The organism is Nonomuraea antri (assembly GCF_013283785.1).
Taxonomy (GTDB): domain Bacteria; phylum Actinomycetota; class Actinomycetes; order Streptosporangiales; family Streptosporangiaceae; genus Nonomuraea; species Nonomuraea antri.
Genome location: NZ_JABCPZ010000046.1, coordinates 15867 through 39313 on the forward strand (window position 1 = coordinate 15867; position 23447 = coordinate 39313).

Below are 23447 nucleotides of genomic sequence, written 5' to 3' on the forward strand. Positions count from 1 at the left end.
GGCGATGCGAACGGTCTTCCCCAGCCTGCTCGTCGTCCTGCTGCTGGCCACGCTCGACACCACGCTCACCGGCACCGTCGCGCCCGCGCTCGTCGCGGAGCTCGGCGGCGGTGCGCGGGTGGGGCTGGTGGTCATCGCCTACGCCACCGCCTCGACCCTGACCATCCCGCTCTGGGGACGGGCCGGCGACCTGCGCGGGCACGGCCGGATCCTGCTCGTGGCGCTGGCGGTGTTCCTGCTCGGCTCCGCCTGCTGCGGCGCGGCGCGGGACATGGCCCAGCTCGTGGCGGCCAGGACGGTGCAGGGGCTCGGCGCGGGCGGCCTGATGGTCGGCGTGGTCACCGTGGTGGCCACCCTGGTCCCGCCCCGCGAACGGCCCCGCTACCAGGGTTACGTGGCCGCCGTCACCGCGCTCGCCATGATCGGCGGCCCGCTGGCCGGCGGATGGCTGACCGACCTGGTGTCCTGGCGTCTGGCCTACCTGATCAACCTGCCGCTGGGCGGCGTGGCCTTCGCGGTCCTGCTGCACTCCGCCCGCCGCACACCACCGGCCGCGGCAAGCGCCCGCCGCACACCACCCGCCGCGGCAAACCCCGACAACGCAGACCATTCCCTGCCTGCCGAACAGCGGCGGTCCCTGGCGATCGTGCCGCTGCGGCTGCTCGGCGTGCGTAACTTCGTCCTGACCGGGCTGCTCGCGCCCCTCCAGGGAGCCGTGATGCTCAGCGCGGTCACCTACCTCCCGCTGCACCTGCAGCGGCACCAGGGCGTCGGCGCGGCGGCCAGCGGGATGCTGCTGCTGCCCCTGCTCGGCGCCTCGGTGGCGGCCTCGTTCGCGGCCGGCCGCCTGATCAGCGCGACGGGACGCTACAAGCTCGTCCTGGTCGCGGGCACCTCGCTCACCGCCGCGGGCGCCGCCGCCGTCGCGCTGACCGGGGTGAGCCTGCCGGCGATGGCGACGATCGGGCTGGGCGGCGGCATGCTCATGCAGCTGGTCACGCTCGTGGCGCAGAACAGCGTCCCGGCCGCGGACGTCGGCGTGGCCAGCGGGGCGGGGCCGTTCCTGCGCCAGCTCGGCGGCGTGGCCGGCGTCGCGCTCACCGGGGCGCTGTACGAGACGGGCTCGCTCGGCCCGGCGTTCGCCGCGCTGACCGCGCTCGCGGCGGCCGCGGTGGTGGTGGCCTGCCTGATCGAGGAGCTCCCACTGCGCGCCACCACGGGGTGAGCCCGCTGGTCATGGAGATCACGACAGGGTAAGCCTGGCCAGCTCGGTCCGTGTGCTCACGCCCAGCTTCGGATAGGCGTTGTAGAGATGGTGACCCACGGTCCTGGGGCTGAGGAAGAGCTGGGCGGCGATCTCCTTGTTGGTCGCGCCCGTGGCGGCCAGCCGGACCACCTGGAGCTCCTGCGGGGTGAGCCGGCCGAGCAGGTCGGCGTCCGAATCCCTGGTCAGGGTCTCGCCCGTGGCACGCAGCTCGGCGGCGGCCCGTTCCGCCCACGGCCGGGCGCCGAGCCGGTCGAAGGTCTCGGCCGCGGCCCGCAGCGGCGTCCTCGCCTCCTGCTTGTGCCGCTCCCTGCGCAGTCGCTCGCCGTGCAGCAGCCGGGCGCGTGCCTGGTCGAACGGCTGGTCCGTGGCCGTCGCGGCGACGTGCGCCGCCTCGTCGTCGGACGTCAGCGCCAGGCAGCGGTCGAGCACCGCCCGCGCCCATGGCTGCTCGGCGGCCGGCACCCAGTCGGCGAACGCGGCCAGCGGACCGGCCGCCCGCTCGGGCGCCCCGGACCGCACCGCGGCCTCGACCAGGTCGGCGACCGCCGCCGGATGATGCGCGGAGACGGGTTCGAGCCGGTCGAGCGCCGCGTCGTACCGGCCGAGGCCCAGGTCGAGCAGCCCGAGCGCCCACCCCGCCCACGCGCGCCCGTGCGGCACCGCGGACGCGCGTCCCGCCAGCTCCCCGCAGGCCCGCGCGTCACCGGCCACCGCCGCCAGCCACGCCCGCACCCCGCACAGCTGCGCCTCCAGATGCGCCTGCCCGGTCTGTACGGCGATGCGCTCGCCCGCCTCGGCCTCCGCCGCAGCCTCCCTGTGCCGGCCGGCCATCACGTCGGCCCAGGCCAGCAGCAGGTGCGTGTGCGGCAACCAGCCGATCATGCCGAGTGAGGTGCACTCGCTCGCCAGCAGCCTGGCGATGGCCGTGGCCGACTCGTGGTCACCGACCAGGAGCGCGGTCTGCGCGGCGTTGTTGCGCAGGCCGTACAGGCCCTCCTCGGCCAGCCTGCCGCCCGCCACGACGCGGCGCAGCAGCGGCAGCGCGACTCCGGGCCGGCCGGCCAGCAGCGCCGTCATGCCCTCGGCCATGGCCATCAGCGGGCGCAGCGGGTCGTCGTCGTGACGCAGGCCGGCGAGCAGCGCGGTGGCCTCTCGGGCGAGCGCCAGGTCGTGGGCGTACCAGGCGTTGCGCACGGCCTGCAGCAACAAGGTCCTGGCCGGGGCGTCGGCCACCCCGGCCGGCGGCCTGGCCGCCTTGAGCAAGGTGTCGCTGGCGTCCGCCAGCTTGCCGCGCTCGAACTCCACGTCCGCCCGGATGTTGGCCAGCCGCAGCCGCGTCTCGCCGCCGGAGCGGGTGCGGTCGAGTTCCTGCGTGGTGAGCTGCCAGGCGCGGTCGAGCTGGCCCGCGGTGAGCGCGGCGTCGGCCGCGTCCGCCAGGCGTCTGCCGCGTGCCTCCGCGTCATCGGAGAGCGCGGCCGCGCGTTCCAGCACCGCCGACGCCGCGGCGTACCCGGTACGCAGCCGGAAGCCCGCGGCGGCGCGTTCGAGCTCGCCGGCGAGCCGTTCGTCCGGGCCTGACGCGGCGATGGCCAGGTGCCAGATGCCCCGCTCAGGCCCGCTGACCTCGGCCAGGGCGCGGTGCGCCGCGCGGCGGCGGGCGAAACCGGCCGCCTGGTAGACCGCCGACCTGGCCAGCGGATGGCGGAACGACAACGTCGTGCCGCGCACCCGCACCAGATCGGCCTCCTCGCAGGTCTCCAGCGCGGATTCGTCCACGTCGAAGGCCCGCGCGGCGGCGCTCATGATGACCCGCAGCTCGCCGGTGTCCTCCGCCGAGGCCACCAGGAGCAGCGCGCGGGCCGGCTCGGGCAGCCGCGCGACGCGGTGGTGGAAGGCGTCCTGCAGCCGGCGGGTGAGCGGCAGCGGGCCGAGCTCGGGCGCGCTCTCGGCGCTCAGCGGCAGCTCGATCAGCCCCAGCGGGTTGCCCTCGGCCTCGGCCAGGATGCGTTCGCGCACGTCGGCGGCCAGGTCCGGGGCCCGCGCGGCGAGCAGTTCGCGGGCCGCGGCGCCGCCGAGCCCGGTCAGGGGCAGGCCGGGCAGCCCGTCCGCGTCGAACTCGGGACGGGCCACGAAGATCAGGACGACGCCCTCCGCCCGCAGCCGCCTGGCCGCGAACAGCAGGGCGTCACGCGAGGCCCGGTCCAGCCACTGCGCGTCGTCCACCACGCAGAGCAGCGGCTCCGGCTCGGCCACCTCGGCCAGCAGCGACAACGTGGCGACGCCGACCAGGAACCTGTCGTCGCCGGCGGCCTTCTCCGCGCCGCCGGGGTGCGTCAGGCCGAGCGCCCGGCGCAGCGCCGCGGCCTGCAGCTCGGGCAGCCGGTCGAGCGCGCCGAGCGCGGGCAGCAGGAGCTGGTGCAGCCCGGCGTAGGGCAGCTCGGCCTCGGACTCCACGCCTGAACCGCGCAGCGCGGTGAAGCCGTCCGCTGAGGCCACGGCGTGATCGGCGAGCGCGGACTTGCCCACGCCGGGCTCACCCGTGATCACCAGGACCGCGCTGCCGCCCTGCCTGGCCCGCCGCAGCAGGTCCTCGATGACGCGCTGCTCGTCGGCTCTGCCGTACAACACACCGCGATCTTACTTAGGCCGGATTCATGGGGAGGATGACCGATTCCGCGAAGCGGCGCGCTCCGTAGCGTCGTGAGCCATGAGGATCTCCTTCGTTCCCGGCGCGGCCGGGATCACGATCAACGCCAACCCCATGCTGGACGAGCCGTTCCTGGCGAGCTTCGACGGCATCCTGCCCGACGTGCGCGCCACCGCAGACCACGTGACCGTCGACTTCCCGCGCAGCTTCCACCCCGACAGCACCGGTTACGGCGGGAAGGTCACGCTGAACGCGACGCTGCCGTGGGCGATCGAGGTGCGCGGCGGCGCCGCACGCCTGGACGCCGACCTGCGCGTGCTCCCGCTGACCCGGCTCGACCTGCAGGGCGGCGCCGACCGGGTACGCGTGGACCTGCCCGCGCCCGCCGGCGAGCTGGTGATCCACCTCGCCGGCGGCGTCTCGCTGAGCGACTTCCGCCGCCGTCCGGGGGTGCCCGCGCGGCTGACCGTCGTGGGCGGGAGCACGCGGCTCCGGCTGGGGGAGCGGGCCGTGGTCGCGGCGCCGCCGGGAACCGTCCTGACCGACCCCGGCTTCGACGAGGCCGCCGACCGCTACGACATCCGCGTCTCCGGCGGCGCGGACCGGCTGACCGTCGACTGAGCCCCACGCGTCGGCCGAGCCACGCATCGGCCGCGCGTCGAGCGGGGGCGCGTGACCTGGTTAGGCTGGCGGGCATGCGTAAGGACGCCGTGCACAACCGCGAGCGCCTGCTGCGGGCGGCCCGGCGGCTGTTCGCGGACCGGGGCCTCGACGTGCCGCTCGACGAGATCGCCCGCTCGGCCGGGGTCAGCATCGGCACCCTGTACAACCGCTTCCCCACCCGCGACGCCCTGGTTGCGGCCGTCTTCGCGGACCGGGTGGCGAGCGTGGCCGAGCTGGCCGAGCAGGCCCTGGCGGCCGACGACGCCTGGGACGGGTTCGTGGCGTTCCTGACCGGCGCGTCGGAACTGCAGGCGGCCGACCTCGGCTACAACGACCTGGCCGCGCGCGGGGCGGCGGCGGCCGACCGCGGCCCCGCCCTGATGGAAGAGATCATCGGCCGGGCCCAGCGATCCGGCGACCTGCGGGACGACGTCACGCTGGCCGACATGGCGTTCGTGGTCTGGGGCATGGCCGCGACGATCAGGGCCACGGCCAAGGTGGCGCCCGGGGTCTGGCGGCGGCACCTGGCCCTGGCGCTCGACGGCCTGCGCGCCGACGCCGCCAGGCCGCTGCCGGTCCCGCCGATGACCGACGAGCAGATCCGCGCCGCCATGCGGGAGTGCTGACCGGCCGACGGGGCCGGACACTCGTCGGTACGCGGGCGTGCCGGCCGCCGACGGGGTCAGACGGTCGCCGGTAGGCGCAGGGCGAGCAGGGCGATGTCGTCGGCGCGCGGCGACGGGGCGCGCGAGACGATCTGGTCGCAGAAGACCTCGACCGGATGCGTGGCCAGCATGGCGGCCTGGTGGCGCAGCCGCATCAGTCCGGCGTCCAGGTGGGCGCCGGGGATCTCGACCAGGCCGTCGGTGTACATCAGCAGCGTGCTCCCCGGCGGCATCGGGTGGCAGGCGTCGGGGCGGCCGCCGTCCTCGTCCAGGTGGATGCCCAGCAGCAGGCCCTGGCCCGCCTCCAGGTAGCGGCTCTGGCCGTCGGCGGTGACCAGCAGCGGTGGCAGGTGGCCCGCGCTGGCCCAGCGCAGCAGCCAGCCGTCCGGCGGCGCGGCCTCGACCCTGGCCAGCACCACGGAGGCGGTCGGCGCGTCGCTGACCCCGGCCATCACGTGGTTGAACCGGTCCAGTACGGCGCTCGGCGGCTCCTCGTGGTGGTCCCAGGCCAGGGCCCGCAGCATGTTGCGCAGCTGGGCCATCTGCCCGGCCGCCTCCAGGTCGTGGCCCGCCACGTCGCCGATGGCCATCGCGGTCGCGCCGTCGGGCAGCAGGAAGGCGTCGTACCAGTCTCCGCCCACCTGCGAGCCGAGCGGCGCGGCCAGGTAGCGCGCGGCCAGCTGCAGGTGGTCCACCTGCGGCAGCGCGGTCAGCAGGTGGCGCTGCATGGTCTCGACGATGTCGCGCTGCTGGCCGAACAGCGAGGCGTTGTCCGCGGCCATCCCGGCGCTGCGGGCGATGTCGGCGATCAGCTCGACGTCCGCCGGGCCGTAGGCCGAACCGGTGCGTGCCACGGTCAGCGCGCCGAGCACGCGGCGCGCGCTGCACAGCGGCGCGACGATCGCCGACCGGCCGCCCAGCACCGAGAACAGGACGTGGTGCGCGGCCGCCAGCGGCGCGTCCGGCCGGGCGGCGATCTCGTCCGGCCCGAGCAGCAGCGGGCCCTCCTGCCCGCGCAGCACCCGCACCAGCGGCGAGCGCGAGGCGGCGGGCAGCGGCGGCAGCGGCCCGCACCAGCTCGGATCCAGCTCCTGGCCGCCGCGCGCCTCCACGGCCACCCGGCGCAGCTCGCGCGGGCCCAGCCACACGTCCACCGCCGCCCAGTCGGCCAGCCGGGGCACCAGCAGCCGGCCCAGCCTGCGCATGGCCTCGGTCATGTCCAGCGTCTGGGTGAGCACGGTGGTGATCTCGGTGATCATCGCCAGCTGTTCGGTCTGGGCCTGGGACTTGGCCAGCTGCTCGGCCTGCCGGCCGGCCTCGCCCATGCGCTCGACGATGTCGGTGAACACCACCACCACGCCCGTCAGCTCGCCGTCGCGGTGCAGCGGCGAGGCCAGCCACTCCACCGGCAGCAACCGTCCGTCGGCGCAGGCGAAGGTGGCGAAGTCACCGCGTACGGTCTCGCCCTGCCTGACCACCCGGCTCAGCTCGCAGCCCGCGCGCGGCGGCACCGTGCCGTCCGGGCGGCGGTGCAGCGTCTGGTGCGCGTCGGCGCCGCGCAGCGTCGCCTCGCCGCGGCCGAGCAGCGTGGCCGCCCGCGGATTGACCTCGGTGATGCGCCCTTCCAGGTCGGTCAGGAAGACGCCCACGCCGGCGCAGGCGACCACCGCCTCCCACAGCCCGCCGTCCGGCGTCGCCGTCCGGTCCATCGCCGCCCCCCGTTCCGATCCCCCGATCGAGCCCCATGGACGGTCTTACCCCCTCGTCGGGCCCATGACCGGGCACACTGGTCACGCCTGATCCCGGCCCGACTTGCGACCTATTAATGATGACTGTTTTTATTTGTCGGACGGCGTTGTTCACCAAGGGGGCGACATGCGGGTGCGCGGCAGTGACACTTCCAGGCTGAGAAGGATCAACATGGTCACCGCCCTGCGCGCGCTGCGCGGGCAGGGCGCGATCGGCCTGACCGAGCTGGCCCAGCGGGCCGAGCTGTCCAGGCCCACCGTCGAAGGGCTGGCCGAGGACCTGCTCGCACTGGGCTGGCTGGCCGAGTCGCCGCCGGAGACCGGGCGGATGGGCAGGCCGAGACGGCTGTTCAGGTTCCGCGCCGAGGCCGGGCACGTGCTGGGCGTGGACATCGGCTCCTACTCCGTCCGCGCGCTCGTCTGCGACCTGGAAGGCCAGGTCGTGGGCCGGTTCTCGACGCGTCTCGCGCCGCAGGCGAGCCGGGTGGACCGGCTGGAGGCGGTCAGGACCGCGGCCGGCGGCGCGTTGAAGGACGCCGGCATCGAGCCGGACCGCCTGATGGCCACCTGTGTCGGCACCACGGGAGTGGTGCGTGACGGCGCGGTCAAGCTCTCGGTCGCGCTGCCCGAGTGGACCGGCGTGAACCTGGTCGCCGAGCTCGGCGCCGACTTCGGCCCGGTGGTGCTGGTCGAGAACGACTGCAACCTGGCGGCGCTGGCCGAGCGGTGGACCGGCGTCGCCAAGGACGCCCGCGACCTGGTCTTCGTCCTGTCGGGCGTGCGTACGGGCGCCGGGCTGCTGATCCGCGGCGAGCTGCACGGCGGCGGCCGCGGCATGGCCGGGGAGATAGGCGCGCTGCCGCTGCTCGGCTGGCATCGGGCGCCTTCGCACCTGGCCGGGTTCCCCGGGCTGCCCGCGGAGACCGCCGCCGAGGAGGTGGCGGGCCTGGTCTTCTCCGCCGCCAGGGAAGGCGATCCGGCCGCGCGCTGGGCGGTCGAGCAGTACGCGCACGACCTGGCGGAAGGCATCGCGGCGCTGGTGCTGACGATGGACCCGGACCTGGTCGTGATCGGCGGCGGCGTCTCGCGCTCCGGCGACGTGCTGCTCGAACCGCTGCGCCGGCACCTCGACCCGCTCTGCCTGGAGCCGCCGGAGCTGGCCGTGTCGAGCCTGGGGGAGAAGGCCGTGGTGCTCGGCGCGGTACGGCACGCGCTCGACCACGTGGACGCCCGGCTCTACGACGTGGACGGCGCGCTCCCCGAGGCCGGCCCAGCCTGACGTGACGGCCCGCTGACCCGCCGGCGACGGACACCTTGACGGGGAAGACCTTCTCCAGACATATTTAGCCTCGCTTCCTTAATAAGTCGGGAGAAGAGCGCTTCCATGTCCACCAGCCGCCGCTTCCAGGTCGCCCGCCACGCACTCACGCTCGACGGCGAGCCGTTCCAGGTGCTGTCCGGAGCGATGCACTACTTCCGGACCCTGCCCCAGCAGTGGCCCGACCGCCTGGCCAAACTCCGCGCGATGGGCCTGAACACGGTCGAGACGTACGTGCCGTGGAACCTGCACGAGCCGCGCCCCGGCGAGTTCACCTTCACCGGCCTGGCGGACCTGGAGGGCTTCCTCACCGCCGCCGCCGAGGCCGGCCTGTACGCGATCGTCCGCCCGGGTCCGTACATCTGCGCGGAATGGGAGAACGGCGGCATCCCGGCCTGGCTGGAGTTCCGGCACCGCTGCCACGACCCCCGCTGGCTGGAGCCGGTCGACCGCTGGTTCGACGAGCTGATCCCGCGCATCGCCGCACACCAGGCCGGCCGGGGCGGCAACGTCCTGATGGTGCAGGTCGAGAACGAGTACGGCTCCTACGGCGACGACCACGTCTACCTGCGCCACCTGGCGGGCGGCCTGGTGCGCAGGGGCATCGAGGCGCCGCTGTTCACCTCCGACGGGAGCTGGGACCTCATGGTCACCGGCGGCACCGTGCCCGAGATCTACGCCACCGCCAACTTCGGCAGCGACCCGGCCGGTCACCTCGCCGAGTTCGCCAGGCACCGCGACGATCCCGAGTTCTGCATGGAGTTCTGGAACGGCTGGTTCGACCACTGGGGCGAGACCCACCACACCCGCGACCCCGACGAGGTGGCCAAACTCCTGGACGAACTGCTCACCAGGGGCGCGTCCGTCAACCTCTACATGGCGCACGGCGGCACCAACTTCGGCTTCATGGCCGGCGCGAACGCGGGCGGCGAGCAGGCCGACGGCCGCTACGAGCCGACCGTCACCTCCTACGACTACGACGCGCCGATCTCCGAGCACGGCGAGCCGACCCCCAAGTTCTGGGCCTACCGCGAGGTGCTGGGCCGGCACACGACGCTGCCGCCCGAGCCGTCACGCGAGCCGGCCCCGACGCTGCCCGCGCGGGAGATCGCCTGCGACGCGCGCCTGAGCCTGCTCGACTGCCTGGACGTGCTGTCCACGGGCACGGTGCGCGGCGCGCTCCCGCGCACGTTCGAGGAACTGGGCCAGTCCTACGGGCTGGCCGTCTACCGCGCCCACGTGCCTGGACCTCGGGCCGAGGAGCGGCCGCTGACCGTGGCCGGGCTGCACGACCGCGCCCACGTCCTGGTCGACGGCGTGCTCCGGGGCACGCTCGAACGCGACGGCGTCACCTCGCTGCCCCTGTCCACCCCGGAGCGCGGCGCGGACGTCACGCTGATCGTCGAGGCCATGGGCCGGGTCAACTACGGCCCGATCCAGGGCGAGAGCAAGGGCGTGACCGGGGGCGTGCGGCACGAGCGCCAGTACGTCTTCGGCTGGGAGATCGACCCCGTCCCGCTCGACTCGGTCGAGGACCTGCCCTGGGGGCGCGAGACCGGCGCCGCCGGGCCGTCGTTCCACCGCGCGACCCTGCACGTCGACGAGGTCATGGACGGCTTCCTGGCCCTGCCCGGCTGGGGCAAGGGCTACGTGTGGGTCAACGGCTTCAACCTCGGCCGCTACTGGTCGCGCGGGCCGCAGGTCACCCTCTACCTGCCCTGGCCGCTGCTGCGGCGGGGCGCCAACGAACTCGTCGTGCTCGAACTCGACGAGCCGCCCGCGGACCCGCGGGTCGAGATCAGAGCGGCACCCGACCTGGGGGAGAGCCGCTGACCGCTCGCCGGCCGTCCGGCCCGCGAGCCGCTGGAGAAGGAGCACCATGGCACGTGGTTCACGCCTGGCGGGAACGGCCCTCGCGGTCGTGCTCGCCGGCGCAGGCTTAACGGTCCTCGCTCCCACCGCGTACGCGGTGAGCAGCACCTACTACGTCGATCCGAACGGCGACGACGCCGCGGACGGGCGCAGCCCGTCGACGGCGTGGAAGACGCTCGGCAAGGTCAACGCCCAGACCTTCCAGCCGGGTGACACCGTCGGCTTCAAGTCGGGCGGCCAGTGGAGCGGGCAGCTCGCGCCGAAGGGCTCGGGCACCGGCGCCGCCCCGGTCACGTTCACCTCCTACGGCACCGGGGCCAAGCCGCTCATCGCGGGCGGCGGCGCCGTGGACGTCACGGTCAAACTGCACAACCTGCACGACGTGGTGGTCAGCGGCCTGGAGGTGACCAACACCGGAGCCGGCACCACGCCGCGCATCGGCATCGGGGTCAGCGCCACCGACGCCGGCGCGGTGCCCGGCATCACGATCCGCGGCAATTACGTGCACGCCATCCAGGGCGCCACCTCGGGCAGCCAGACGTCGAACCCGTCGGCCGGCGGGATCATCGTCAGCGCGCGGGGCAAGTCGGTCCCGACCTACTACCAGAACCTGCTCATCGAGAACAACGAGGTCGCCGACTCCCGCTCGTACGGCATCGTCACCTGGTCGCAGTGGATGCAGCGCGAGGGCTGGAACTACCTGTGGGAAGACCTCATGGGCATCCCGCGGGCCGACTACCGGCCGTGGACGCCGAGCACCGGCGTGGTCGTCCGCGGCAACCACGTGCACGACATCTCCGCCGGCGGCATCACGGTCATGCAGGCCGCCGGTGCGCTGATCGAGCGCAACCGGGTGCACAAGACCGCCCAGAACCACGGCAACGTGGGCATCTGGTGGGCCGGCACGGACGACACGCTGGTGCAGTTCAACCAGGTGTCGGGGACGAAGTACTGGGGGCTGGCCGCCGACGGCACCGCCTTCGACGCCGACGCCTCCGCGCACCGCAGCGTGATCCAGTACAACTTCAGCCACGACAACGAGGGCGGCTTCTTCATCGCGGTCTCGACCGGCACCGGGCCCGCCGAGGCGACGATCCGCTACAACGTGAGCCAGGGTGACGCCAACCAGGTGTTCGCCCTGTCGACCAACGCCACGAACATCGACGTCTACAACAACACGATCTGGGTGCCGCTGACCCCGTTCATCCGCGACCACCCGGACCGGGGTTCGTTCAGCCTGGTCAAGGTGTGGAACTCCAGCGTGGGCAGCGTCAGGTTCCGCAACAACGTCATTCACAACGCGGCGAACCTGCCGTACAACGACAGCGGCAAGGTCGTCTACGACCGCAACCTGTTCCATCAGGGCCCTGTCCCGTCGCGTGACAAGGCCGCGCTGACCGGCGACCCGCTGCTGACCTCGCCGGGCACGGCCACCTCGATCACCGGGCTCGGCGGCTACCTGCCCACCGCCGGCTCGCCGGTGCTCGGCCAGGGCCTGGAGATCCCCTTCGAAGGCGGCAGGGACACGGTCGGCACCGCGCTGCCGTCCGGGATGCCCGACCTCGGCGGCCTGCAGCGCGCCGCCGGTCCGGGCGCGGACGAGGCGGCGGCCGGCGCGGCCACCACGTTCGGCGACGGCCAGTCGACCACCCCGGCCGCGCTCACCGACGGCTCGGACCAGGCCACGTGGGCCAGCCCCAGCTCCGGCGTCACCCTGCCGGGCAGCATCACGCTGACCTACCCGAGCTCCCGCCGGGTGTCCGAGGTCGTCCTCGCCACGCACTTCGGCCAGGGCCAGGGCATCACCAAGCTGGACGTCCAGACGTGGACCGGCTCGGCCTGGGTCACCCAGGTCGCCGACGCCACGATCACCTGGGCGAGCAACACGGCCACCGTGGAACGCCGGGCGGTGACCCTGCCCGCCGCCGTCTCCACCACCCAGGTACGCCTGGTCGTCAAGGCCGCCAACCGCACGTGGGGCAACCTGTCGGTCAACGAGATCACCACCCGCTAGATCGCACCCGCCCGGTGACCCCGGCGGGCGGCGGAGCCCGCCGGGGTCGTCCGCCCTGCTCGGAAAGCGCTTCCCATCAGCCCTTGACAGCCTCCGGCGCCAACTAATAAAACCAGACACTATTAATAAGTCGGAGGAACATTCATGGTCACACTCGCCGTCATCGGGGCGGGACTGCGCGGGCTCGGTTACGCCCGCCACGCCCTGGAGAGCGGCCGGGCCCGCGTCGTCGCGGTGGCGGAACCGGACCGGCACCGGCGGGAGAGCTTCGCGGCCGAGCACGACCTGCCCGCCGCGAACGTCTTCGCCGACTGGCGCGAGCTGCTGGCCGGCGACCGCCTGGCCGACGCGATCATCGTGGCCACCCAGGACCGCATGCACCTCGAACCCGCCGTGCGCGCCGCAGAACGCGGCTACCACATCCTGCTGGAGAAGCCGATGGCGCCGACCGAGGCGGACGCCACCGCGATCGCCGAGGCCGCCCGCCGGCACGGCGTGCTGCTGGCCGTCTGCCACGTGATGCGCTACACGCCCTACACCAGGACGCTCAAGGCGCTCATCGACAAGGGCCGCATCGGCCAGGTGATGAACATCCAGCACCTGGAGCAGGTCGGCTGGTGGCACCAGGCGCACTCGTTCGTGCGCGGCAACTGGCGCAGCGAGGCCGACTCGGCCCCGATGCTGCTCGCCAAGGCCTGCCACGACCTGGACTGGATCGTCCATCTGAAGGGCGCGCTGCCCGAGCGGGTCTCCTCCTTCGGCAACCTGGTGCACTTCCGCCCCGAGCAGCGCCCGGCCGGCGCCGCCGAGCGCTGCCTCGACTGCCCGATCGAGCCGACCTGCCCGTACTCGGCCAAGCGCATCTACCTCGACTGCCTGGGCGACCCGGTCAAGGAGTTCTGGCCGCTGTCGGCGGTCACGCCCGACCACACCGAGGCCGGCGTGCTGGCCGCGCTGCGCGAGGGGCCGTACGGCAGGTGCGTCTACGCCGGCGGCAACGACGTGGTCGACACGCAGGTCGTCACGCTGGAGTTCGCCGACGGCACCTCCGCCACCTGCACCGTCACCGCCTTCGCGGCGCTGGAGCACCGCAAGACCCGCGTCTTCGGCACGCACGGCTCCATCGAGGGCGACGGCGTGACGCTGCGGGTGCACGACTTCCTCACCGACAAGGTCTCGGTGATCGACACGCAGGCCGGCCCGGATTCCGGTTCCGACTCCGGCGCCTCGGCCGCCACCGGGCACGGCGGCGGCGACGGGGCGCTGCTCGACGCGTTCGTCGCCGCGGTCGCACACGGAGACCCCTCGCTGGTGCTGACCAGCGGCCAAGAGAGCCTCGCGACGCACCGGGTGGTCTGGGCGGCAGAACGCGCCAGGCACACCGGCACCGTCGTCCCCTTCACCCTCCCATGAAAGGCCCCCACCATGCGTAAGTTGACGGCCGTACTCACCGTCGGAGCGCTCGCCCTGGCGGTCGCCGCCTGCGGCAAGAAGAACAGCGACCAGGACCCGGGCCAGAGCGCCGCCGCGCTGGCCTACCGTTCCTCCTGGGGCGCCGACGAGCCGCAAGGCAAGATCATTAAGGCGCTCCTGGACGACTTCGCCAAGCAGACGGGCACCAAGGTCGACCTGAAGTTCGTGGGGCGCAACGGCAACGAGAACCTGTCGACCGAGATGGCCTCGGGCCGCGGCCCCGACCTGTTCGACACCTCCACCGACAACCTCGCCACCTACGCCGCGCAGAACCTGGTCGCCCCGCTCGACGACGTGCTGCCCGCCCAGGTGCCCGGCGAGGGCAAGACGGTCCAGGAGGTCCTGCCCGAGTCGGTGCGCCAGGCGTCGTCGAACGACAAGGGCCTGGCGTTCGTCCCGCACACGGTGATCTCCACCGCGGTCTGGTTCGACGCCGCCAAGCACGCCGACCTGGCCGCCACGCCGCCGCAGAGCTGGGAGGACTTCATCGCCTACCTCGACCGGGCGAAGAAGGACGGCCGCACCCCGATCGGCCAGGACGGCACGATCAACTTCTACAACGTGTACTGGTTCTACACGATCCTGGTCAGGGCCAACGGCGCGGGCAGCCTCAAGGCGCTGACCACCGACGCCGCCGCCTGGGACCGGCCGGAAGTGCTGGCCGCCGCCGAGAAGGTCGCCCAGCTCGCCAAGGGCGGCTACTTCCAGAAGGACTTCATGGCCACCAAGTTCCCCGCCGCCCAGGACGCCTGGGCGCAGGGCCGCTACGACCTGAACCTCAACGGCACCTGGCTGGCCAGCGAGACCAAGCCCAAGCTGGCCGCCGGCGCCAAGGTCGCCTCCTTCCAGCTCCCGGCGGGCGGCAAGAACTCCGTCGAGGTCGGCACGCTCGGCTGGGCCGTCAACGCCAGGGGCAGGAACGTGGCGACGGCCAAGAAGTTCCTGGCCTTCGCGCTGCAGAAGAAGTACGTCGAGCAGATCGCCGCCACCGCGCTGAACATCCCCTCGCGCGCCGACGTGCCCGCGCCCGAGCACCTGGTCGCGGTGCAGCAGGCGGTCGCCGAGGCGACGGCCACGCACAAGACCTACGACGACGCCGCCGCCGACAAGACCTGGTGGAACGACCGCTTCCTGCCGCTGCACGACAAGCTCATCTCCGGCAAGATCGACCCGGCCACGTTCGTCAAGGACGGCAAGCAGGCGACCGCCGACTACCTCGCGAACAAGAACTGAGCCGATGGGAGCGGGAACCCTCACCCAGGCGCCGCCGGTGGCGCCACCGGCCACGTCCAGGGCGCTGCGCCCGGGGCGCGAACGGGCCTTCTGGCCGTTCCTGCTCCCCGCGCTCATCGCCTACACGGCGCTGTTCGTCGCGCCCTCGCTGTTCGGCTTCTGGGTCAGCCTCAACGCCTGGTCGGGGCCCGGCTCGGAGATGACCTGGCGCGGCCTGGACAACTACCTGGCGCTGCTCGGCAACGACGCGTTCCGCACGTCGTTCGCCAACACGTTCGTGATGGCGGTGGCCGGCGGCGCGCTGGTCTTCGGCTTCACGTTCCTGTCGATGGTGGTGCTGCGCCACATCAAGGGCCGCGCCTTCATCAGGTCCGTGATGTTCCTGCCGATGATCATCTCGATGATCGCGGTGGGCGCCGCCATCGGGTTCCTGCTCAACCCGGAAGGCGTGGTCAACACGCTGCTGACCGGGCTCGGGCTCGACCCGCAGCCGTGGCTCGGGCCCGACCTGGTCTTCCGGTGCATCGTGGGCGGCCTGGTCTGGTCGAGCACCGGCTTCTACGTGGCGCTGATGATGTCGGCCGCCGACTCCATCCCGGCCCACATCTACGAGGACGCCCAGCTCATCGGGGCCACCAGGTGGGAGCAGTTCCGGCACATCACGCTGCCGCTGACCTGGGACGTCTTCGCGGTGTCCGCCGTGCTGTGGGTGGTCAACAGCCTGAAGATCTTCGAGATCGTGCTCGCGTTCACCACCGCGGGCACGCCGGGCAGCCCGCCGCTGCAGGCCAGGACGGTGGCCGTGCAGCAGTTCTCCCTGGTGGCCGGCGGCGGCGTGCCCGAACTCGGCAGCGCCGCGGCGATGGGCGTGGTGGTGCTGCTCGTCACCGCCGTGCTCATCGCCCTGACCAGGCGCATCACCCGGCGCGATCGAGTGGAGCTGTCATGAGGCGCCTGATCGGCGACGTCCTGCTGCCGCGCGCCACCGCGATCGCGCTGTGGGCGTGGGTGGCCTTCAACCTCGCCCTGGTGCTCTGGGTGGGCCTGCAGTCGCTCAAGGACTCGGGCGAGGTGTGGCTCAATCCGTTCACGCTGCCGGCCGAACCGCAGTGGGGCAACTACGCCTCCGCCTGGCAGGCGGCCGAGTTCTCCGCCGCCGCGCTGAACAGCACCGTGCTGACCCTGCTCGGCGCGCTGCTCATCGTGGCGTTGTCGGCGCCGGCCGCGTACGTGCTGGCCCGCTCGAACCGGCGCGTGGCCGGGCCGCTGACCGGCTACTTCGCCATGGGCCTGAGCATCCCGCTGCAGACCCTGGTGATCCCGGTGGTCGTGGTCAAGCTGTCGCTCTACACGTTCATGGAGGACTGGGTCACCGGCTGGTGGGACAACCGCATCACGCTGCTGATCTTCCAGGTGGCGCTCTCGCTGCCGTTCGCGGTGTTCGTCCTGACCGGGTACCTGCGTTCGCTGCCGCACGAGATCGAGGAGGCGGCCGAGATCGACGGCGCGGGGCCGCTGCGGGCGTTCGTCCGGATCGTGCTGCCGGTGGCCAGGCCCGGGGTGATGACCGTGCTCGTGCTGAACGTGATCGGGTTGTGGAACGAGACGCTGCTGGTGCTGCTGATCGCGCCGCTGCCCGAGGAACGCACGCTGCCCGCCGCGCTGCTCAACCTCTACAGCTCCATGCAGTACAGCTCCGACTGGGGCGGCCTGTTCGCCGGGATCGTGATCCTGATCTATCCCATGATCGTGCTCTATCTGTGGCTGGGCCGCCGCATCGTCGACGGAATGACCGCCGGAATCGGCAAATGAACCTCCCGAAAGGAACGATGGTTTGCGTACTCGGCTCGGGTGGGCGGGTCTCGCCCTGCTCGCCATGACGGTGTCGCTCGCCGCGCCCGCGCACGCGGCGGAACCAGGCACCACCTACTACGTGGACGCCGAATCCGGCGACGACACGGCCGCCGGCACCGGTGCGTCCACCGCGTGGAAATCCCTGGCCAGGGCCAGCGCGCTGACGCTCGGCCCCGGCGACCGGCTGCTGTTCAAGTCCGGGCAGCGCTGGCAGGGGCAGCTCCTGATCAAGGGCGCGGGCTCGCCCGGCGCGCCCGCCCTGGTCGGCTCGTACGGCACCGGCCCCAAGCCGGTCATCGACGGCCAGGGCACGGTGGACGCCGCCGTCCGGATCAGCGACGTGCACGACTTCACCGTCGACGGCCTGGAGGTCACCAACCACAGCGCCGACACCTCCGTCTACCGCAGCGGCGTCAACCTGTTCGCCAAGGACTCCGGCCGGCTGGCCAACGTCACCCTGCGCAACCTGAACATCCACGACGTCAACGGCCAGGGCGGGCACAGCGTCGCCGCGGCCGGGCTGCTGATCTCCATCAGGGGCAATACCACGCCCACCTACTTCGACAACCTGGTCGTGGAGAAGAACGAGATCTCCAAGATCGGCTCGTACGGCATCATCATGTGGTCCACCTGGTCCCGCCGCAGCGGCATGACCAGCCTGTACCCGGTGGAGACCGGCATCCCGGACAGCGAGGTCGTCACCTGGACGCCCAGCACCGGCGTCCGCATCAGGGACAACTACGTGCACGACGTGACCGGCGGCGGCATCACCCCGATGCACACCGCGGGCGCGGTGATCGAGGGCAACCGGGTCGAGCGCGCGGTGCGCGGCCGGACCAAGACCACCGGCGGCAACGTCGGCATCTGGTGGCAGGGCAACGACGACATCGTCGTCCAGCGCAACGAGGTCTCGCACACCGGGTTCAACGGCCCCGGCAGCGACGGCCACGGCTTCGACGCCGACGCCGACAACAACCGCAGCCTCGTGCAGTACAACTACAGCCACGACAACGACGGCGGCTTCTTCCTGGCGGTCTCCTTCGCCGCGGCCCCGACCAGGGACACGGTCGTGCGCTACAACGTCAGCAGGAACGACGGCTACGAGGGCCTGGCCGCCTCGACCTCCACCACCGGCACCCACTTCCTGAACAACACGCTCTACCTGACCGACCGGGTGGTGGAGGTGAAGCCGCCGTTCAGCGGGGCCGGGAAGTACCCGTTCGAGCGGGCGGTGCGGCTGTACAACAACGCGGCCGGCGTGACCGTGCGCAACAACGTCTTCGTCAACCTCGCCGGGGCCGGCTTCGACAACAAGAACGGCATCGTCTACGACCACAACCTCTACTGGGGTACCGCCGAGCCGCCGACCGGTCACGACCACGCGCCGGTCGTCGCCGACCCGAAGCTCGCCGCGCCGGGGTCGGCCGACCCGGCGGACTACCGGCCGCTGGCCGGCTCGCCCGTCTTCGACGCGGGCGTGAGCGTGGCCGCCGAGCACGACTACGCGGGCGTGCCGATCCCCGACGGCGCTCCCGACCTGGGCGCCTTCCAGCGGGAGATCGGTCAGGCGCAGGTGGGCGGCAGCGTGGTGCCCAAGGGCCACCTGGAGCGGCTGGCCGACCGCGACCCGGCGACCGCCTGGCGCAGCGTGCCCAAGCCGCGCCTGCCCGCCACGATCGAGCTGGCCTACCCGGCCGCCCGCACCTTCCGCACGGTCACGCTGTCGGCCGCGCACGCCGCCTCCCGCGGCGTCACCCGGGTCGAGGTGCAGACCCACGACGGTCACGACTGGGTCGGCCGGACGAGCGCCGAACTCGACTGGACGAGCGACGCCGCCACCGTCGAGCAGCAGACGATCACCCTGCCGGAGACCGTCACCGCGAGCCGGGTCCGGCTGGTCGTCAAGGCGGCGGCCGGCGGCCCGATCCAGGTCAACGAGGTCACGCTCGGCGTGCCCGCCGCCGCGGAGCCGTACCGGCCCGGACCTTCGGCGACGGTGACCACCACGTTCCCGACCTCGCCCACGCACACCGTGGACGCGCTCGTCGACGGCGACCCGAGCAGCCCCTGGGCCACGGTGAGCAGCGGCGTGAGCTTCCCCGGCGAGTTCGTCGTGGACTACGGCACGGACAAGCGCGTCGCCGCCGTGACCCTGCACACCGCCTGGGCCAAGGGCCAGGGCGTCACCGACGTCTCGCTCGACACCTGGGACGGCGCCCGCTGGGTGCCCCAGGTGGCGCACCACCGGACGAACTGGCAGGAGAGCAGCGCCAAGGTGGAGACCAGCACGATCACCCTGCCCGCGCCGGTCACCACGCGCAAGGTCCGGCTGACCGTGCACGACGCGAACGTACAGTGGGGCAACATCGCGCTCTACGAGATCGTCACCTCCTGAGCGTGGTGCGGGAAAGGATGGGTCGAGCGTTGTCCGCCCAGGTGCGCGTGGCCACCTTCAACATCCATCACGGCCGCGGCCCCGACGGCCGGCTCGACCTGCGGCGCGTCGCCGACGTGCTCCGCACGGCCGACGTGGCCGGGCTGCAGGAGGTGGACCGGCACTGGTCGGACCGCAGCGACTGGGCCGACCAGGCCGCCTGGCTGGCCGGTGAGCTGGGCCTGCACCTGGCCTACGGCGCCAACCTGGACCTGGACCCGCCCGCACCCGGCGGCCCGTCCGCACCCGGCGGCCTGCTTGCTCTCGGAGGTCCGCGCCGCCGCTACGGGAGCGCGATACTGTCGCGCTTCCCGCTGCGCGACGTGGGCAACGTCCCGCTGCCGGTCGCGCCCGGTCACGAGCCGCGCGGCCTGCTGCGGGCCACGGTCGTGATCGGCGGCGTGCCCGTCCAGGTCTGCACCACCCACCTGCAGGACGACGACGCGGGCGAACGCCTGGCCCAGGCCCGCGCCGTCGTCCGGCTGGTCGAGGCCCGGCCGGGACCGGTGATCCTGACCGGCGATCTCAACGCCGGGCCGGGCACGCCCGAGGTCGCCGTGCTGACGCGAACCCTGCGCGACGCCTGGGCACGGGCCGGGAAAGGACCTGGTCACACCCATCCGGACACCGGTGAGCGCATCGACTACGTGCTCGTCTCGCCGGACGTCGAGGTGCGGTCGGCGGCGGTGCCGTCCGGCGACGCCTCCGACCACCTGCCGGTGTTCGCCGACCTGCTGCTGCCGGGGCCGAGGTAGAGGCCGGGATCAGGTTCTCAGCCGGACTCGGCGCGGGTGCGGCGGGCGTAGGCGCGGGCCGCGCGGGCGCGGTCGCCGCAACGGGTGGAGCACCAGTGGCGGCGGCCGTGACGCAGCAGGTAGCGGTTGCACGGCGGCGAGCCGCAGGGGGTCAGCCGCTCGGCGTCGGGGCCGGTGAGCAGGTCGGCCGCGTTGGCGGCCAGGGTCGCCAGCGCGTGGTCGAGGATCTCGTTGGTCGGGCAGGGGAGCGCCCGGTAGGGGCCCTCCTTCGCGTCCCAGTACAGCAGCGCCGCCGTGGGCACCCGGCTCATCGCGTCGTTGACCGCCGACAGCGCTGAGGGCAGCGCGGGCACCCCCGCCACCCGCGCGGCGAACAACGACCTGAGGTGCTCGCGCAGCGACCGCAGCTGCGCCGCGCACATCTCGCGCACGCCCGCGTCGACCGGCGCGAGCTCGCGCTCCACCAGCCAGTCCTGCGCCGCCGCCGGCGTGCCGAGCAGGTCGATGAACTGCCCGCCGGGCAGCGCGACCGCGCTGTTGACGAAGTCGAGCGCGAGGTACTGCTCCGCCCCGGGCGCGGGCAGGGCGGTCGTGCTGGTCTCGCTCATATCTCTCATGGTACGGCTTGCGCTCAACCGTGAGATACAACTACGGTCACTTCACGGATAGATCAGCCTTCATCCGTGAGGAGATGTGTCATGCCCACTTCCGGCGCCACCCACGAGCAGTTCCCCGTCCGGGTCTTCGGCGGCCCGACCGCCCTGTTCGACTACGGCGGCCTCAGGTTCCTGACCGACCCGACCTTCGACCCGCCGGGCGACTACCACCGGCCGGGGTCGAACCGCCGCATCCTGACCAAGACCGCGCCGCCCGCCGGCACCCCCGCCGACCTGGGCCAGGTCGACGTGGTCCTGCTCTCCCACGACGAGCACCCCGACAACCTGGACAAGGCCGGGCGTGCCCTGCTCGCCGACGTCCCGCTCGTCCTCACCACGCCGGGCGGCGCGGCCAGGCTCGGCGGCGGGGCCAGGGGACTGGCCGACTGGGAGCCGATCGAGCTGGACCGGCCCGGCGGCGGCACGATCACCGTGACCGGCGTGCCCGCGCTGCACGGTCCAGGCCCGCGCGCGGCGGTCGAGGCGGTCACCGGCCAGGTCGTCGGATTCGTCCTGACCGGGGAGGGGCTGCCGGCCGTCTATGTCAGCGGCGACAACGCGTCGCTCGACCTGGTCAAGGAGATCGCCGAGCGGTTCGGCCCGATCGACACCGCGATACTCTTCGCCGGCGCGCCGCGCATCCCGGTGCTGTTCGACGGCGCGCTGATCGTCCTCGACGCCGCGCAGGCGGCCGAGGCGGCCGGGATCCTGGGCGCCCGCCGGGTGGTTCCCGTGCACTGCGACAGCTGGGCGCACCTCACCGAGGGCCGCGACGACGTGGTGGCCGCCTTCGCCGCCGCCGGTCTCGCCGACCGCCTCGACCTGGGCTGACGACGGGGCCGGGTGACAGCATCGTGCGGACTCACACGCGGGCCGGGTGACAGCCTCGTGCCGACTTACCCACAGGCCGGTGATCTCTCGCGTTCCCTGGCGCAGCGGCGCGTCCTGATCGTCCTGGTCGTGGCGCAGGTGCTAAGTGGGGCCGGGCTGGCCGCGGGGGTGCTGGCCGGGGCGCTGCTGGCCCAGGACCTGCTCGGCTCCACCGGACTAGCCGGGCTGCCCAGCGCCCTGGGCACCGCGGGGTCGGCGGTGGCGGCCGTGCTCGTCGGGCGTCTCTCGCAGGCTCGCGGTCGGCGTCCCGGGCTGGCCGCCGGATACCTGGCAGGCGCGGCGGGCAGCGCGGGCGTGGTCGTGGCCGCCGTCGCGGACAGTGCCGTCCTGCTGCTGCTCGCGCTGTTCTGCTACGGCGCGGGGCCGGCCACCAACCTGCTGGCCCGCTACGCCGGGGCCGATCTGGCCGCACCCGAGCACCGGGCCCGCGCGGTGTCCGTGGTGCTGGTCGCCACCACGCTGGGCGGCGTGGCCGGGCCGGGACTGTCCGCGCCGACCGGTGAACTCGCGCTCGCGCTCGGCATCCCGTACCTGGCCGGGCCGTTCCTGCTGGCCTTCGCCGCCTACGGGCTGGCCGCGCTGGTGCTGTTCTGTTGGCTGCGTCCCGATCCGCTGCTGCTGGCCGGGGCGCTGGAGAGCGGGGGCCAGGCGGACGAGCCGCCGCCGGGCAGGCGGCCGGGGGTGACGACGGGGGCGCTGGTGATGGTGCTCGCCCAGCTCGTGATGGTCGCGATCATGACGATGACGCCCGTGCACATGCACGCGCACGGCTCCGGCGCGGCCGCCTCCGGGCTGGTCATCGCCGTGCACATCGGCGCGATGTACCTGCCTTCGCCGCTGACCGGGCGGCTGGCCGACCGCTACGGCCGGCGGGTGGTCGCGGCGGCGTCCGGGCTGGTCCTGGCGGCGGCCGGGATCGTCGCGGCGGTGGCGCCCGGCGACTCGGTGGTCCCGATCGCGGTGGCGCTCGCGCTGCTCGGCCTGGGCTGGAACCTCGGCCTGGTGGCCGGGACAGCGATGATCACCGACGCCGTGCCGCCGGCCGGGCGCGCCAGGACGCAGGGGCAGGCCGACGTCCTCGTGGCCGTCGCGGGGGCCACCGGCGGCCTGGGCTCGGGGCTGGCCGTGGCCGCCGCCGGGTTCCCCGCGCTGGCGCTGGCCGGCGGCGGCGTCGCGCTCGTCCTGCTGCTCGCCGCCGCCCGCCCGCGACCCTAGAGGTCCCGTTCCTGCCGGCTCAGAGGTCCTGTTCCTGCTGGTCGAGGATGGACAGTGCGACCGACACCGCCGTGGCGGCGTCCTCGGCCTCGATCGCGGCCAGCAGGTCGTCGTGCGAGGTGTCGGGGCCGAGCACGGCGCGTTCCATGCAGTGGTCGTGGCGCACGCTGTCGCGCAGCGCGTCGCTCATGCTCCGGTACAGGTCCGCCAGCACCGGGTTGTGCGCCGCCTGCGCCACGGCCAGATGGAAGTCGACGTCGGCGTCGGCGAAGCCGTCCAGGTCCACCGCCCGTCCCGCGGCCGCCCGGCGGCTCAGCGCCTGCCGCATCCGGTCGAGGTCGTCGTCGGTGCGCTTGCCTGCCGCCAGCCTGGCCGCGACCAGGTCGAGCCCGCGCCGCACGTCGATGATGTCCATCGCGGCCGCTCTGCTGAGATGCCTGCGCAGCGCCACCTGTGACTCGTCGCTGGCCGTCACGTAGGTGCCGTCGCCCTGCCGGGTGGTCAGCAGCCCGGCGTGCACCAGCACCCGGACGGCCTCACGCACCGACAATCTGCTCACGCCCAGCGTGGTGGCCAGCTGGCTCTCGGACGGGATCTTGCTCCCGACCGGCCAGGTCCCGTTCGCGATCTCCTGGCGCAGCTCGGCGATCGCGGCGTCCACGAGAGAGATCCGACCAACGGTCCGCATCAGTCCTCTTCTCTAAACATCTGATGTTCTGATAACTCTAGTCCGGAGTTCTCC

At 73.2% G+C, this 23447-nt stretch carries 18 protein-coding genes; 14 read left to right on the plus strand and 4 right to left on the minus strand.

What is annotated here, in order from left to right:
- The first annotated feature begins 4 nt into the window (after window positions 1–4).
- Window positions 5–1225 carry an MFS transporter gene (locus tag HII36_RS17570; protein WP_173524277.1) on the plus strand — a complete coding sequence of 407 codons (1221 nt, stop codon included), beginning with the start codon at window positions 5–7 and terminating at the stop codon, window positions 1223–1225.
- Between the two features lie 18 nt (window positions 1226–1243).
- On the opposite strand, the gene HII36_RS17575 is transcribed toward HII36_RS17570, so the two are convergent.
- Window positions 1244–3895, minus strand: coding sequence for a helix-turn-helix transcriptional regulator (locus tag HII36_RS17575; RefSeq protein WP_173524278.1), 2652 nt, complete (start codon window positions 3893–3895; stop codon window positions 1244–1246).
- Window positions 3896–3974: 79 nt separating this feature from the next.
- Between HII36_RS17575 and HII36_RS17580 the strand changes: the two genes are divergently transcribed.
- Window positions 3975–4535 (plus strand): hypothetical protein, encoded by a 561-nt coding sequence (locus HII36_RS17580; protein ID WP_173524279.1) that lies wholly within the window; start codon window positions 3975–3977, stop codon window positions 4533–4535.
- A 74-nt stretch (window positions 4536–4609) separates the two neighbouring features.
- The gene (locus tag HII36_RS17585; protein ID WP_173524280.1) at window positions 4610–5203 is read left to right on the plus strand and encodes a TetR/AcrR family transcriptional regulator; all 594 of its coding nucleotides are present in this window, start codon (window positions 4610–4612) and stop codon (window positions 5201–5203) included.
- A gap of 56 nt (window positions 5204–5259) precedes the next feature.
- On the opposite strand, the gene HII36_RS17590 is transcribed toward HII36_RS17585, so the two are convergent.
- Window positions 5260–6951: a SpoIIE family protein phosphatase gene (locus HII36_RS17590; protein ID WP_173524281.1), complete on the minus strand. Its 1692-nt coding sequence runs from the start codon at window positions 6949–6951 to the stop codon at window positions 5260–5262.
- A 211-nt stretch (window positions 6952–7162) separates the two neighbouring features.
- Here HII36_RS17590 and HII36_RS17595 point away from each other — a divergent pair, with 211 nt between their 5' ends.
- From HII36_RS17595 to HII36_RS17635, 9 genes are all read left to right on the plus strand, one after another.
- Window positions 7163–8269: an ROK family protein gene (locus HII36_RS17595; protein WP_217369637.1), complete on the plus strand. Its 1107-nt coding sequence runs from the start codon at window positions 7163–7165 to the stop codon at window positions 8267–8269.
- Between the two features lie 105 nt (window positions 8270–8374).
- On the plus strand, window positions 8375–10141 hold the full coding sequence (locus tag HII36_RS17600) for a glycoside hydrolase family 35 protein (protein ID WP_173524283.1): 1767 nt from the start codon (window positions 8375–8377) through the stop codon (window positions 10139–10141).
- Window positions 10142–10187: 46 nt separating this feature from the next.
- On the plus strand, window positions 10188–12194 hold the full coding sequence (locus HII36_RS17605) for a right-handed parallel beta-helix repeat-containing protein (RefSeq protein WP_173524284.1): 2007 nt from the start codon (window positions 10188–10190) through the stop codon (window positions 12192–12194).
- A gap of 144 nt (window positions 12195–12338) precedes the next feature.
- Entirely contained in the window at window positions 12339–13607 is a 1269-nt protein-coding gene (locus HII36_RS17610) for a Gfo/Idh/MocA family protein (RefSeq protein WP_173524285.1), read from the plus strand.
- 12 nt (window positions 13608–13619) lie between these two features.
- Window positions 13620–14900, plus strand: a complete 1281-nt coding sequence (locus HII36_RS17615; RefSeq protein WP_173524286.1) for an ABC transporter substrate-binding protein — start codon at window positions 13620–13622, stop codon at window positions 14898–14900.
- Between the two features lie 4 nt (window positions 14901–14904).
- Window positions 14905–15849, plus strand: coding sequence for a carbohydrate ABC transporter permease (locus HII36_RS17620; protein WP_173524287.1), 945 nt, complete (start codon window positions 14905–14907; stop codon window positions 15847–15849).
- Complete coding sequence (locus HII36_RS17625) at window positions 15846–16712, plus strand: carbohydrate ABC transporter permease (protein WP_173524288.1); 867 nt, start codon at window positions 15846–15848, stop codon at window positions 16710–16712. Before HII36_RS17620 ends, HII36_RS17625 begins: the two co-directional genes overlap by 4 nt.
- 22 nt (window positions 16713–16734) lie before the next feature.
- Window positions 16735–19149: a discoidin domain-containing protein gene (locus HII36_RS17630; protein WP_173524289.1), complete on the plus strand. Its 2415-nt coding sequence runs from the start codon at window positions 16735–16737 to the stop codon at window positions 19147–19149.
- A gap of 17 nt (window positions 19150–19166) precedes the next feature.
- A complete protein-coding gene (locus HII36_RS17635) occupies window positions 19167–19943 on the plus strand; it encodes an endonuclease/exonuclease/phosphatase family protein (protein WP_173524290.1) in 777 nt (258 codons plus the stop codon).
- A 17-nt stretch (window positions 19944–19960) separates the two neighbouring features.
- Here the strand turns inward: HII36_RS17635 and HII36_RS17640 are convergent, their stop codons facing one another.
- Window positions 19961–20551, minus strand: a complete 591-nt coding sequence (locus tag HII36_RS17640; RefSeq protein WP_217369638.1) for a CGNR zinc finger domain-containing protein — start codon at window positions 20549–20551, stop codon at window positions 19961–19963.
- A 90-nt stretch (window positions 20552–20641) separates the two neighbouring features.
- Between HII36_RS17640 and HII36_RS17645 the strand changes: the two genes are divergently transcribed.
- Both HII36_RS17645 and HII36_RS17650 read left to right on the plus strand, forming a co-directional pair.
- The gene (locus tag HII36_RS17645; protein WP_173524292.1) at window positions 20642–21430 is read left to right on the plus strand and encodes an MBL fold metallo-hydrolase; all 789 of its coding nucleotides are present in this window, start codon (window positions 20642–20644) and stop codon (window positions 21428–21430) included.
- 57 nt (window positions 21431–21487) lie between these two features.
- On the plus strand, window positions 21488–22705 hold the full coding sequence (locus HII36_RS17650; RefSeq protein WP_173524293.1) for an MFS transporter: 1218 nt from the start codon (window positions 21488–21490) through the stop codon (window positions 22703–22705).
- Window positions 22706–22724: 19 nt separating this feature from the next.
- On the opposite strand, the gene HII36_RS17655 is transcribed toward HII36_RS17650, so the two are convergent.
- Window positions 22725–23393: a FadR/GntR family transcriptional regulator gene (locus HII36_RS17655; protein WP_173524294.1), complete on the minus strand. Its 669-nt coding sequence runs from the start codon at window positions 23391–23393 to the stop codon at window positions 22725–22727.
- Window positions 23394–23447: the final 54 nt, after the last annotated feature.